13 protein-coding genes and 1 pseudogene are annotated in these 13418 nt (G+C 61.8%); 4 read left to right on the top strand and 10 right to left on the bottom strand.

The features are described from left to right. Positions 1-363, top strand: a pseudogene (locus AC1D1M_RS30580) (hypothetical protein); the annotation flags it as partial. A 152-nt stretch (positions 364-515) separates the two neighbouring features. Here the strand turns inward: AC1D1M_RS30580 and AC1D1M_RS30575 are convergent. Next, complete coding sequence (locus AC1D1M_RS30575) at positions 516-1412, bottom strand: LysR family transcriptional regulator (protein ID WP_477778575.1); 897 nt, start codon at positions 1410-1412, stop codon at positions 516-518. A 130-nt stretch (positions 1413-1542) separates the two neighbouring features. Between AC1D1M_RS30575 and AC1D1M_RS30570 the strand changes: the two genes are divergently transcribed. Further along, positions 1543-2562, top strand: a complete 1020-nt coding sequence (locus AC1D1M_RS30570; RefSeq protein ID WP_477778574.1) for an alpha/beta hydrolase — start codon at positions 1543-1545, stop codon at positions 2560-2562. 130 nt (positions 2563-2692) lie between these two features. Continuing rightward, positions 2693-4120, top strand: coding sequence for a mechanosensitive ion channel domain-containing protein (locus AC1D1M_RS30565; protein WP_477778573.1), 1428 nt, complete (start codon positions 2693-2695; stop codon positions 4118-4120). Between the two features lie 135 nt (positions 4121-4255). Here the strand turns inward: AC1D1M_RS30565 and ycaC are convergent, their stop codons facing one another. The 7 genes from ycaC to AC1D1M_RS30530 all read right to left on the bottom strand — a co-directional run bounded on the left by ycaC (position 4256) and on the right by AC1D1M_RS30530 (position 11085). Continuing rightward, positions 4256-4882, bottom strand: a complete 627-nt coding sequence (ycaC, locus tag AC1D1M_RS30560) for an isochorismate family cysteine hydrolase YcaC (protein WP_477778572.1) — start codon at positions 4880-4882, stop codon at positions 4256-4258. 69 nt (positions 4883-4951) lie between these two features. Further along, complete coding sequence (locus AC1D1M_RS30555) at positions 4952-6790, bottom strand: amidohydrolase (protein WP_108219677.1); 1839 nt, start codon at positions 6788-6790, stop codon at positions 4952-4954. Beyond that, positions 6790-7398: an antibiotic biosynthesis monooxygenase gene (locus AC1D1M_RS30550; protein WP_477778571.1), complete on the bottom strand. Its 609-nt coding sequence runs from the start codon at positions 7396-7398 to the stop codon at positions 6790-6792. Before AC1D1M_RS30550 ends, AC1D1M_RS30555 begins: the two co-directional genes overlap by 1 nt. Then, the gene (locus AC1D1M_RS30545) at positions 7391-7807 is read right to left on the bottom strand and encodes a DoxX family protein (RefSeq protein WP_477778570.1); all 417 of its coding nucleotides are present in this window, start codon (positions 7805-7807) and stop codon (positions 7391-7393) included. Before AC1D1M_RS30545 ends, AC1D1M_RS30550 begins: the two co-directional genes overlap by 8 nt. Positions 7808-8064: 257 nt before the next feature. After that, the gene (locus tag AC1D1M_RS30540) at positions 8065-8331 is read right to left on the bottom strand and encodes a DUF6124 family protein (RefSeq protein WP_477778569.1); all 267 of its coding nucleotides are present in this window, start codon (positions 8329-8331) and stop codon (positions 8065-8067) included. A gap of 796 nt (positions 8332-9127) precedes the next feature. After that, positions 9128-10048 carry a LysR family transcriptional regulator gene (locus tag AC1D1M_RS30535; RefSeq protein ID WP_477778568.1) on the bottom strand — a complete coding sequence of 307 codons (921 nt, stop codon included), beginning with the start codon at positions 10046-10048 and terminating at the stop codon, positions 9128-9130. 47 nt (positions 10049-10095) lie between these two features. After that, positions 10096-11085 carry an MBL fold metallo-hydrolase gene (locus tag AC1D1M_RS30530; protein WP_477778567.1) on the bottom strand — a complete coding sequence of 330 codons (990 nt, stop codon included), beginning with the start codon at positions 11083-11085 and terminating at the stop codon, positions 10096-10098. A 261-nt stretch (positions 11086-11346) separates the two neighbouring features. Between AC1D1M_RS30530 and AC1D1M_RS30525 the strand changes: the two genes are divergently transcribed. Then, positions 11347-11802 (top strand): helix-turn-helix domain-containing protein, encoded by a 456-nt coding sequence (locus AC1D1M_RS30525; RefSeq protein WP_477778566.1) that lies wholly within the window; start codon positions 11347-11349, stop codon positions 11800-11802. Positions 11803-11838: 36 nt separating this feature from the next. Here AC1D1M_RS30525 and AC1D1M_RS30520 read toward each other — a convergent pair whose 3' ends face one another. After that, positions 11839-12663 (bottom strand): alpha/beta fold hydrolase, encoded by an 825-nt coding sequence (locus AC1D1M_RS30520; RefSeq protein ID WP_477778565.1) that lies wholly within the window; start codon positions 12661-12663, stop codon positions 11839-11841. A 33-nt stretch (positions 12664-12696) separates the two neighbouring features. Beyond that, positions 12697-13272, bottom strand: a complete 576-nt coding sequence (locus tag AC1D1M_RS30515; protein ID WP_477778564.1) for a flavodoxin family protein — start codon at positions 13270-13272, stop codon at positions 12697-12699. Between the last annotated feature and the right edge of the window lie 146 nt (positions 13273-13418).

The following is a 13418-nucleotide window of genomic DNA, read 5'->3' as shown; positions in this document are numbered from 1 at the left end:
AGTGGTGGTGGTGGCGGCGGTAGTGGTGGCGGCGGAGGAAGTGGCGGCGGCGGCAGTCACGGTGGAAGCGGCAGTGGCGGCAACAGCGGCAGCGGCCATAGCGGCGACCATGGCAGCAACAGTGGTCATGGCAGTGCCAACAGCGGTTCGAGTCACTCCGGAACGGCCTCGTCCTCCGGACGCAGCGGCACCCATGATGAACCCGGGGATGACCGTGGCGTCCATGCCAATGGCGAGCCCGGCGATGATCGTGGCGTCCATGCCAATGGCGAGCCCGGCGATGATCGTGGCGTCCATGCCAATGGCGAGCCCGGCGATGACCGTGGCGTGCATGCCGAACCCGGCGATGACAAAAGGAGCTGATCCCCTCTGATTCCCATACAACACAAAACCCTGTGGGAGCGAGCTTGCTCGCGATGGCGGAGTGTCAGGCAACAGAAATGTTGAATGACCGAATGTCATCGCGAGCAAGCTCGCTCCCACAGTGGTCAATGTGAGTCAGACAATCCGCCGCTCTACAACCCACCCTCAGACTGATCCAGTTCCTCGCGCAAGAACTCAACCAGCGCCTGCACCGGCCGCGAACTCTGCCGGTGTTGCGGATAGACCGCCGACAACGTCAGCGGCTCCGGCCGTAAATCCTCCAGCACCTCCACCAGCCTTCCATCCTTCAACGCCGAGCCGACGATGAACGTCGGCAAATACGTAATCCCCAGCCCGGCAATCGCCGCGTCCTTGAGCAACTCACCGTTGTTGACCCGCATCCGCCCGCTGACATTGACGCCCGATGGCTTGCCCTGCCCCGCAAACCGCCATTGCACCTGTCGACCATGGCCGTACGGCAGACAGTCATGACCGTGCAAATCTTCAGGCTTGAGCGGTGTGCCGCGTTCGGCCAGGTACGCCGGGCTGGCGCAGTACACCCGTTCAATGGAGGCAATGCGTCGGGCGATCAGAGTCGAATCCTCGAGCGTGCCGATGCGCAGCGCCAGGTCGTAGCCCTCGCCAAGCAAATCCACAGGGCGATCGCTCAAATCCATCTCCACCGTCACGTCGCGATAGCGCTGCAAAAACACCGGCAACAGGCAGCCCAGATGCGCCAGTGCGAACGACAGCGGCGCACTCACACGAATGGTCCCCCGCGGCTCGGTGGTCTGGCCGGCGATGCCCTGCTCCACTTGTTCGACCTCGCTGAGCAGGCGCAAGGCTGACTCGTAATAGCTCTGCCCCAGCGGCGTGACATCCAGTCGCCGGGTCGAGCGATTGAGCAAGCGCACGCCCAGGCGCTCTTCGAGTTGCATCAAGCGGCGGCTGACAAACTGCTTGGACAGCCCCAGTTGATCGGCGGCCGCCGTGAAACTGCCGGAGTCCATCACCTGGCAAAAAATACGCATATCTTCGAAGGGGTTCATTGTCATTTCCAGGTTGACAGTCAAACACTTTATAGCCGCTTTTTCCCTTCCAGGCATCCTATTAATCTGTGTTCACGGTGTTGAACTCACCTCTACACGCGCATACCCCTCGATCAAAAAGGAATTGACCATGAGCCTCGTTCAGAAAACCCTGACTGCATCCCTCCTCGCCCTCGCCGTCGGCAACGCTTTTGCCGCGGGCAGCCCGGGTGTCGAACACAACACCCAGGCCTTCCTCGAAGCCCTCGCCGCCGGTGGTGGCAAACCGCTTGAACAACTGAGCCCGAAAGACGCCCGTGCGGTGCTGACCGGTGCCCAGGCGTCGGTGAAGGTTGACTTGTCCGGCGTGGAAGTCAGCGACAAGGCAATCAAGGTTGACGGTCAGACGATCAACCTCAAAGTGGTGCGCCCAGCCAAAGTCAAAGGCGAGTTGCCGGTGTTCATGTTCTTCCACGGTGGCGGCTGGGTACTGGGCGATTTCCCGACTCACCAACGCCTGATTCGTGACCTGGTGGTGGGTTCCGGCGCGGTCGCGGTGTACGTCGACTACACGCCGTCGCCTGAAGCGCATTACCCGACCGCGATCAACCAGGCCTACGCCGCGACCCGCTGGGTGGCCGAGCATGGCCAGGAGATCAACGTCGACGGCAAGCGCCTGGCCGTAGCCGGCAACAGCGTCGGCGGCAACATGGCGGCGGTCGTGGCCTTGATGGCCAAGGAACAAAAAGCCCCGGCCCTGCGTTTTCAACTGCTGATGTGGCCGGTGACCAACGCACAGTTCGATAGCGCGTCGTACCAGCAATTTGCCGACGGCCATTTCCTGACGAAAAACATGATGAAGTGGTTCTGGGACAACTACACCACCGACGCCGGCGAGCGCGCGCAGGTTCATGCCTCGCCGCTCAACGCCAGCACCGAACAGCTCAGAGGCTTGCCGGCCGCATTGGTGCAGACCGCCGAATTCGACGTGCTGCGTGACGAAGGCGAAGGTTATGCCCGCCACCTCGATGCGGCCGGCGTGCCGGTGACTTCGGTCCGCTACAACGGCATGATCCACGACTTCGGCCTGCTCAACCCGCTGAGCCAGATTCCTGAAGTGAAGGCGGCGGTGCGCCAGGCTGCGCTGGAGCTCAAGACTCATTTGAAGTGAGTCCATGCCCTTCACCAGTGTGTGGTGAAGGGCTTTTCTGTGGGAGCGAGCTTGCTCGCTCCCACAATAGGTTCCCTCACTACAAAAACGCTCTCCACCTGCGCGACCTCATTTCTACCGGAGCATCCCCATGTCCTTTCTCCTCGGTCACCTGCTCTCCCTGAGCACCCTGCTGCTGGCCATCGACGCCCTGCTCTGGCACCTCGCGCCATTCAAGCATCGCGTCAGCCGGGTCGGTGTGCGCCTGGCGCTGTTTGTGCTGTTCAGCGCGGTGATCATCAACGCCGGCGTCAGCCCGTTGCAGGCGCCATTGTTTGCCGATGACCGTGTGGTACAGCTCGGGGCTACGGCGCTGGGAATTCTCTGGTGGCTGTACGCCGCGCGGGTGCTCACTGAAGTGATCGGCCTGATCCTGATGCGGCGCATCGGCCACAGCGGCCGGCTGTTGCAGGATGTCATCGGCGCACTGGTGTTCCTGATTGCCATCGTCGCTGCCGCCGGCTACGTGCTGGAACTGCCGGTGAAAGGTTTGCTGGCGACCTCCGGCGTCGTCGCCATCGTGGTCGGCCTGGCATTGCAGAGCACTTTGAGCGACGTGTTCTCCGGCATCGTGCTCAACACCACCAAGCCGTATCAGGTCGATGACTGGGTTGCCATCGACGGTGTTGAAGGCAAGGTGCTGGACATCGACTGGCGTGCCACCCACCTGCTGACCAGCGCCGGCAGCACCGCAGTGGTGCCAAACTCGGTGGCGGCCAAGGCGAAGATCGTCAACCTCAGCCGCCCGACCAACATGCATGGCGTGTCGATCAGCATTCAGGTGCCCAACCACATCCGCCCGCGTCGGGTGCTTGATGCGCTGGATCGCACCCTTCAGGGCAGCAGCAGTCTGCTGCTCAATCCGCCGCCGAAAGCCGTGCTCAAGGAAGCCGGCGAAACCATGTCCGAGTACGTAGCCAGCGGCTTCATCGCCGAGCTGGGTAAAAAGGGTGAAGTGCGCAATCAACTGTTCGACCTGGCCCATCGGCACCTCGAAGCGGCAGGCATTTCCCGGCAGCCCGATGGCGTGATCGAGCCGTCGACCCGCGCACGGGCCTTGCTCGATGAAGTGAAAATCTTCCGCTCTCTTAGCGCCGAGGAACGGGATCGCCTGGCCCAGAACATGGTGGCGCAGCAATACGCGGCCGGTGAGGTGGTGCTGGATCTGGAGGAAGTGCCGGACAGTTTGTTCGTCATCGCCACCGGCGTGGTCAGCGCCACTGTCCCCGACGGCAACACGCAGATCGAAGCCGGCCGCATGGGGCCGAGTGAAGTGATGGGCGAACAGAGCATCCTCGCCGACACCCCGTCCCAGGCACGGTTCACCGCCATGACCTCAAGCATCATTTACCGCCTCGACAAATCCCTGACCCGCAACTGCATGGAGCAACGACGCGAAGTCGACCGGGCGTTGAACAAGCTGCAAGCGGTGCGGCAGCAGAACAGCCGGATGGCGTTGATGGCCAAACCGGTGGCGGTCAGGAAAGGTGGGTTTTTGGGGTGGCTGCAGAACCGCTAAGCAACTGTGAACACAAAACACTGTGGGAGCGAGCTTGCTCGCGATAGCTTTCTGTCAGTCAACATATGTGTCGACTGATACGCCGCCATCGCGAGCAAGCTCGCTCCCACAGGTTAGGTGGCCAACTGACAGGTCTTACTTGGCCGTGAATTTCGTGTAGCTGTTGATCAGGTTGCGATAGTTCGGCAGGCGTTCCGACAGCAGGTTGGCCAGGCCTTCCATATCGTTGCGCCAGTCGCCTTGCAGCTCGCAGGCCACGGAGAACCAGTTCAGCAGTTGTGCACCGGCAGCCGACATGCGTGCCCAGGCCGCTTGTTGCACAGTGGTGTTGAAGGTGCCCGATGCGTCGGTCACCACAAACACCTCAAAGCCCTCGGCAATGGCCGACAGGGTCGGGAACGCCACGCAGACGTCGGTCACCACACCGGCGATGATCAGTTGCTTGCGACCGGTGGCCTTGATCGCCTTGACGAAGTCTTCGTTGTCCCAGGCGTTGATCTGGCCCGGGCGTGCAATGAACGGCGCATCGGGGAACTGCGCCTTGAGCTCCGGCACGATCGGGCCGTTCGGACCGCTGTCGAAACTGGTGGTGAGGATGGTCGGCAGTTTGAAGAACTTGGCGATGTCGCCCAGCGCCAGCACGTTGTTCTTGAACTCGTTGGGGGTGAAATCCTGCACCAGCGAGATCAGACCGGTCTGGTGGTCGACCAGCAATACCACGGCATCGTCTTTGTTCAGGCGCTTGTAAGGTACGTTGCTCATCGGAAACTCCTTGATGGATGGTTGTTGCAGTCTGCGCCGACCTGTTGGGCCGGCGCTTTTTTGAATTCGTCAGAAGGCAAAACACGAGCAGCCAAAGGCGCCCCAGAAACCGGCGAAATCGCTGACCGGCGCGTTCGACAGGCGCGCCCGTTCATGGCTGTGGGAATGCACCGCGCACGGCCCGCTGCAATGGTGAACCTGGGCCTGCATCGGCGACGTCGGGCGCCAGTGGCCCGGCACCTTCACCACCGGCGACCAGTCGGGCAGCACCGGCACACTGGCCGGCCCGAGCTTCTCGAAGTCACCGGCGCCGTACACCACTTTGCCGCCGACCACGGTCAACACCGACTCGATCCACTTGATCGCCTCTTCATCGACACTGAAGAAGTCCGCGCTGAGGGCCGCGACGTCGGCCAATTGCCCGACCTTGATCTGGCCTTTCTTGCCTTGCTCCGACGAGAACCAGGCGCTGCCGTGGGTGAACAGTTCCAGCGCAGTCAGGCGCGACAAGCCTTCGGCATGCAACTCCATGCCGCCGACGGTGCGGCCACTGACCATCCAGTACAGCGAAGTCCATGGGTTGTAGCTCGACACCCGTGTCGCGTCGGTACCGGCGCCCACCGGTACGCCCTCGGCCAGCATGCGTTTGATTGGAGGCGTGGCTTCGGCCGCTTTCGCGCCGTAACGCTCGACGAAATACTCACCCTGGAACGCCATGCGATCCTGAATCGCAATGCCGCCCCCCAGCGCCCTCACCCGTTCGATGTTCTGCGGGGTGATGGTTTCGGCGTGATCGAAAAACCACGGCAAGCCGTTGAACGGGATGTCGCGATTGACCTTCTCGAACACGTCGAGCATGCGGCTGATGGATTCGTTGTAGGTGGCATGCAAACGGAACGGCCAGCGTTGCTCGACCAGGTGACGCACCACCGGCTCCAGCTCGGCTTCCATGGTTTGCGGCAGGTCCGGGCGCGGCTCGAGGAAGTCTTCGAAGTCCGCCGCCGAGAACACCAGCATTTCCCCGGCGCCGTTGTGCCGCAGGAAATCGTCGCCCTGGTGCAGCTTCACGCTGCCGGTCCAGTTCTTGAAGTCGGTCAACTCTTCCTTGGGCTTCTGGGTGAACAGGTTGTAGGCGATGCGCACGGTCAGTTGCTCATCCTTCGCCAACTGCTCGATCACCTGGTAATCGTCCGGGTAATTCTGGAAACCGCCGCCGGCATCGATGGCACTGGTCAGGCCCAGGCGATTGAGTTCGCGCATGAACTGACGGGTCGAGTTGACCTGATACTCCAGCGGCAGCTTCGGCCCCTTGGCCAGCGTCGAGTACAGAATCATCGCGTTGGGTCGCGCCACCAGCATGCCGGTCGGCTCGCCATTGGCGTCGCGCACGATCTCGCCACCCGGCGGGTTCGGCGTGTCGCGGGTGTAACCGGCGACGCGCAACGCGGCGCGGTTGAGCAAGGCGCGGTCGTACAGGTGCAACACGAACACCGGCGTGTCCGGCGCAGCCTGGTTGAGCTCCGCCAGGGTCGGCATGCGCTTCTCGGCGAACTGGAATTCGTTCCAGCCACCGACCACCCGCACCCACTGCGGCGTCGGCGTGCGGTCGGCCTGGTCCTTGAGCATGCGCAAGGCATCGGCCAGGGACGGCACGCCCTCCCAGCGCAGTTCGAGGTTGTAGTTCAAGCCGCCACGGATCAGGTGCAAGTGCGAGTCGTTGAGCCCGGGGATCACGCAACGACCCTTGAGGTCGATCACCTGGGTGTTCGAGCCACGCAGGGCCATGGCCTGGGCATCGCTGCCGACCACGACAAAACGCCCGTCGCTGATCGCTACAGCGCTGGCGAGCGGTTTTTCGCGGTCAACGGTATGGAATTGACCATTGAACAGAATCAGATCGGCGTTCATCACGGTTCCTCATGCAATTTGGTGGGAGACAGCCAGGGCGCGAACAGGCGCGTCGCCATGGGCATGAACAGGTAAACCACCGAGAGCACGATGGTCAGAGTGATCAGGAACGTGGCAACCACGTAGTTGGAAAGAAATGCGTTGAGCTGTAGCAGCGGCCCCCAGATCAGCGGCACCAGCAACGTGTGCGGCAGGATCACCAGCAGCGTCACCACGGCCTGCTTCCAGCGCGGTGGTGGCGTACCGGCTTCGGCCTGGGGCGAGAACCAGAACTCGTTGACCGGATTGACCTCGGTCTGGTCGCCATCGGCCAGCATCGGCGCGGCTTGGTCGACCAGTTCCTGGCGTTGCGGTGAATCGAGCCAGTTCTGCATCGCCTCGGTCGAGCAAAAGCGCAGCACGCAAGTGTAGGTGTCGAGGCCGGCATTCTTGCCGCGCACCACATCCACGCCCAAATGCCCGACATTCTGCGCGGCCACCTTGACGATGTTGCGCAGCCAGGCTTCATAAGGCACTTCAAAACCGGCCTTGACCCGGTGTTTGACGATCAGGGTCACCACCTCATCAGGCCCGGGACTGGCCGGCTCACGGCGATTGAGTTCAGACATAACGCAAGGCTCCGGTGAAACGGACATTGAGCGCCAGCCGTCCCGGCCCGGCGATGAAAATACTGGTGAAGACAATCAGCAGCAGCCAGCCGAACTGGCCTTCGAAGAGGGTCCACTCTGGATGCACGATCAACATCGACACCCACAGCACAAACAGAATAGGCAAACACGCCAGACGCGCCAGCAACCCGGCGACGATCAGCAGCGGGCACACGACCTCGGCGAAAATCGCCAGCACCAGCGTCAGGTTCGCGCCCAGATGGAAAGGGTCTTCGATGTTCTGCAACTCGGCACTGTAGTGCAGCAGCTTGGGCAAGCCGTGCACCCACAACAGGAACAACCCGCCGCTGACCCGCAGAAACAGCAGCCCCCAGTCTTGCGCCAGATCATCACGTCGCGAAGTGTCCATGGCCTACCCGCACAAATGAAAAACCACCGGCGTCGATGCGCCGGGACTGGATTTGATAGTGCCGGGACGGGGGAAGGAAAAATTGAATGTACGTGCTCTGTTTGCGGGAAGACCGAGATCGACCAAACGACATAGAACCCTGTGGGAGCGAGCTTGCTCGCGATGGCGGCATCACATTCAGCATGGATGTTGACTGACCCACCGCAATCGCGAGCAAGCTCGCTCCCACAGGTTTATTTGTTGTTGCTTCTACCGGGTTATTCCTGCGGGTCGAGATTATCCAGCGCCCGGTTCACCGCCAGTTCGCCCAACATGATGATTTGCGCAATCCCCAGCAGCGCGTTGCGATGAGGGCTTTGCAGAAATCCCGCAAGGTCACTGGCCATGATGCTGGCCGAGGCCAGGGATTCGCAGGCGTGGGCCAACAGGGTTTCGGTATTGATGTCGGGGGCGATGACAAACATCGTGCTGGGTTTGTGCGATGGAACCGGATCTTTTGGGGGATTGGGACTGGGTTTGCACATGGTCAAGCTCCTTGATCAATGGAGCCGCTACACGTCGCTGCTAAACGAATCGGGTGGCGGCTGTACGCGGGTTAGCAGACCAGGGATCAAGGAACCCGGCGCACCGAAGTGCCCCACGCACAGCCACCAAATTGCAGACCGAAATGATCTTGAGGTGACACTGGCGAGCCTTGAAATTTACCGAGCTGCTAAACCCGATCGCTGAATGGACAGCGATGCGGTGAACGTTAGAGATCAGGGGCAAGACTCACAAGCCGGCGGATTCTGGCGTAGTTGTAGGCAACGACGCAAGGCGGTGTGGCTTTCAGGAAACAAGGCTGACGGCTTTTAAACAGGGCTGTCAGAACACTGCATATCCCCTGTGGGATTGGGGACATCTGCAAAAATCAGGTCGGCTGGCAGGCCGCCTTCGCGAGCAAGCTCGCTCCCACAGAAGAGCAAAGGCAGAGCGGTGTACACAAATGCTCTTCACCACTCATCAGGCCGAGCGTTAGCTCGCCTGCAGCTTTTGATCTTGATCCACCCGCCCCCTCGGAAGGCTGAGCGGAGGTGTTCATCCGGGGATGGGCGCGCAGCGCCGTTCGACGCAGTCGAACTCATTGCATGTAGGTCGAAGCGAAGCCGACCGGAGGGCAATGCCCCCGGATGAATACCGGAGCGAAGGAACCCCGAGCCTCAGCGAGGGGCCGTACGTTCGGGGCGAGACCTTTGGTTCCTTTGGGGCGTTTGCCAAAGGGACTCGCCGTAAGGGCGAAACCATAAGCCGCCGTTACCGAAGCAACGGATATGTACTCAGTCAGGAAGGAATATCCAAAGCCAAAGACATGAACTGACCGATCCGCGACCGCAACCACCGCTCCGCCGGATCATTGTCATGCACCCCGCTCCAGGCCATCGACAACTGCGCCGCCTCAATCTCGAACGGCGGATCCTCGGCCCGCAAGCCACACCCCTCGACCAACGCACACGCTGCATAATCCGGCACGGTAGCAATCATCTCGGTCCCGGCGAGCAACGCCCGCAACCCACTGAACTGCGGCACCCCCAGCACCACACGACGACTACGCCCGACCTTCGCCAGATCCAGATCGATATTGCCGCTCAAGTCCCCCGAGAACGACACCATCGCATGGGGCCGCTCACAGTACTCGTCCAGGGTCAGCGTCCCCGGCCGGGTGTCGCCGCGCAGCACCTTGCAGGGAATATCGCGCAGCTTCTTGCGCTTGGCATTGGCCGGCAGATCCGTGGTGTAGCTCACGCCCACCGAGATTTCCCCCGACGCCAGTAGCGCCGGCATCAACAGGTAATTGGCCCGCCGCACAACCACGACGATGCCCGGTGCTTCCTCTTGCAGTTGGCGCAACAACGGTGGAAACAAACCGAACTCGGCATCGTCCGACAGCCCGATGCGGAACACATCGCAACTGGTCGCCGGATCGAACTCCTTGGCTCGGCTGACCGCGCCGGAAATGGTGTCCATCGCCGGTTGCAGCTCCTTGAGAATCGCCAGCGCCCGCGCTGTCGGTTCCATGCCGCGACCGTTGCGCAACAGCAACGGGTCGTCGAACAGATCGCGCAAACGCCCCAGCGCGGCGCTCACCGCCGGCTGCCCCATGAACAGTTTCTCGGCGACGCGGGTCAGGTTCTTTTCGAACATCAGGGCTTCGAAAATCACCAGCAGGTTCATGTCGACGCGACGCAGATCGTTACGGTTCATAGGCACGGGTTCCTTGTATGTTCGGCCAGGCGCGAGTGCTGTGGACTTTACTCGATCAACGGCACGTTCGCCGCTCGTTTGTACGGCCCGTATTCCACCGGCACCCACTCGAAATGCTTGCCTTGGGCGGTGATATGACCGATGCCGGGGAACGGCAAGTGCGCAGCCGTCACCCAGGTCTTGCTGGCGGCAGCGGCACCGAACACCTGGTTGCGACTGTTGATCGCTTGCTGGCTGTTGACGTCGAAACCGATCGATACCTCAGGGTGCAGGAACTGCACAGCGAGGTTGTGCACCAGGTCGCCCATGAACAGAATGCTTTGCCCTTGAGACGTGAAACGGTACGTGGTGCTGCCCGGCGTGTGCCCGGCTTCCAGTTGCGCCTCGACCACGCCCGGCAGCGGTGACTGGCCGGGGGTGAAGGTCTTGAATCGGCCGGCGGCAACGTAGGGTGCGGTGGAATCCTGGGCGATTTTGAAGTAGCCCTTGGCCGCTTCCGGTGCCTTGGCCAACGCCTGCGGGTCGAGCCAGTAGTCGGCTTCGGCCTTGGCCGCGTACACCGTGGCATTGGCGAACACCGGTTGCTGCTGACCGTCCACCAGACCGCAGACGTGATCCAGGTGCAGGTGGGTGATCAGGATGGCGTCCACCTGCTCAGGTTTGTAGCCGGCCGCTTGCAGGTTGGCCGGGAGCTGGCCGGCGGTAGGACCGATGCACTGCCCTGCCCCGGTGTCGATCAGGACAAGCTGTTTACCGGTGTTGACCAGAAAGGCGTTGAAGGCGGTCTGCACGCCCGGGGTTTCAATCGAACGACGGGCCAACAGCGCGCGGATCTGGCTCTGGCTCATGCCTTGCAGCAGCTTGGGCGACAGGTCGTTATAACCGTCGAACAGCGCCGTCACTTCGTAATCCCCCAGCGCCAGCCGGAAGTAACCGGGTACTTGCGTGCCCACCTGCGCGGGCGCCTGGGCCTGCGCGCTGGCGGATATCAGAACCAGGCCGATGGCGCCCAGCGTTCCCTGCAATGTCCGTTTCATCTGTTTACCTTTTCCGGCCAAGCGGCGGTCCGTTATAGCCCGCTCCATTGTGCGCATCTTGTGCCAATCGCCATTGTTGGCACTTGCAACGATGTGCTGTGTTCACACCCTCAGGCATGGAATTAACAACGTTTAACTCGTCAGCCACCGCGGGCGCCTCCAACAATGAAGCCCTCAGCGCAGAACTGTTTTTCCAGAGTAACGGTGCTGATCGCTCAAACCGGGCGCCAGTGCTTTTCCTCCCCCGACCGGACAATGGCCATGGCTTTCCCACAGCACACCACCGCCCGCGCACCTGTCAGCGAACCTCGCAAGACCAACACCGGCGGTCTCAGCCCGCAGCGCGAAAAGCTGGTTAAACAATTGATCCTCGAACGCCTGGGTGACAGCCTGGAAGTCACTGAACTGGCACAGGCTTGCGCCCTCTCGCGCAGCCACTTCTCCCGCGCCTTCAAGTGCAGCACCGGCCACTCGCCGCAGGACTGGATTCGCCAGCAGCGCGTAACCCTGGCCAAGCAATTGATCCAGTACACCGACATGAGCCTTACGCAGATCAGTCTCGAATGCGGCTTCTGCGATCAGGCGCATTTCTGCCACATCTTCACCCGCAGCGAAGGCATCAACCCGTTTGCCTGGCGCTGTCAGGTGGTGCATGGCCTTAAAAGCAAAAGATCGCAGCCTTCGCCAGCGCCTACGGGCATGCACGCAACCGTGTAGGAGCTGGCGAAGCCTGCGATCTTTTGATCCGGCTTTTTAACCTTTCAAGAACGCCAACAGGTCAGCGTTGAGTTGATCCTTGTGGGTGTCCGTCAAACCGTGAGGGGCGCCCGGGTAAATCTTCAGGGTGGAGCCCTTCACCAGCTTGGCGGAAGAGACGCCGGCCGCTTCGTACGGCACCACCTGATCCGCGTCGCCATGCACCACCAGGGTCGGCACGTCGAACTTCTTCAGGTCTTCGGTGAAGTCGGTTTCCGAGAACGCCTTGATGCAGTCATAGGCGTTCTTGTGGCCGGCCATCATGCCCTGCATCCAGAACCAGTCGATCATGCCCTGGGACGGTTTCGCGTCAGGTTTGTTGAAGCCGAAGAACGGGCCGCTGGCGAGGTCGATGTACAGTTGCGAGCGGTCGACCAGCGAGGCCTGGCGGATGCCGTCGAACACGTCCAGCGGCAGGCCGCCGGGGTTGGCTTCGGTCTTGAGCATCAGCGGCGGTACGGCGGAAATCAGCCCGGCCTTGGCCACGCGGCCGGTGCCGTGGCGACCGATGTAACGCGCCACCTCGCCACCGCCGGTGGAGAAGCCGAACAGCACGGCATTTTGCAGATCGAGCAGCTCGATCAACTGCGCCAGGTCGTCGGCGTAATGGTCCATGTCATTGCCCGACCACGGCTGGCTGGAACGCCCATGACCGCGACGGTCGTGGGCGATGACCCGATAGCCCTTGGAGGCCAGGAAGATCATCTGCGATTCCCAGCTGTCGGCGTTCAGCGGCCAGCCGTGACTGAAGACAATCGGCTGACCGGTGCCCCAGTCCTTGTAGTAAATCTCGACGCCGTCGCGGGTAGTAAAGGTGCTCATGGGTGATGCCTCCTTAACGAGGGTTGGGGTAAATCAAACCGGTAATGGGTTCATGCGATCCGCCAGGCGCGCCACACGCTCGCCCAGGTGCGCGGCAGTGCAGCGATCCTCGGGCGGCGGGGCATGGTCGGGGGATTGTTCGACATTCGACTGGGCCATGGCGCCCAGTGAGCTGCCCAGGCGATTGAGTTGGCCGTTGAACGCGCCGGTGCTGGAACGTGCCGGCAGCAGGTCGAGGCCGACCCAGATCATCGAGTGCTGGGCGGCGAACACCGCCATCTGCAGCAAGGTGTTGAGTTTGTCGCCGCACAGGCAGCCGGAATTGGTGAAGCCCGCCGCGAGTTTGTCGCGCCAGGGCTGGGCCAGGTAGAACGCCGCCGTGGCCTCCATGAATGCCTTGAAGGCCGCCGAGGCACTGCCCATGTAGGTCGGCGCGCCGAAGATGATGGCGTCGGCGTGGTGCAGCCGCTCCCAGTGTTCGTCCACTTCCTCGACCGGAATCAACTGGCAGGTGCTGCCCAGGTGCCGTTCCACGCCCGCGCCCACGGCTTCGGCCATGACCCGGGTGTGCCCGTAGCCACTGTGATAGACCACCACCACGTTGCTCATTGCTCTGTCCTTGCGATGGGTTGAATCCCTTTGTAGGAGCGAGCTTGCTCGCTCCTACAGGCAGAGAGTTTTGGCGCAGACCGGACTCAGGACGAGTTAAACGTTGTTAATTTTCCTTGGTGCGCAAAAAGCCCCGGCAAGTCCTG

Source organism: Pseudomonas sp. P1_F7 (genome assembly GCF_056405655.1).
Note: the sequence above shows the minus strand (reverse complement) of the source record. Positions and strands in the feature narration are given on the sequence as shown.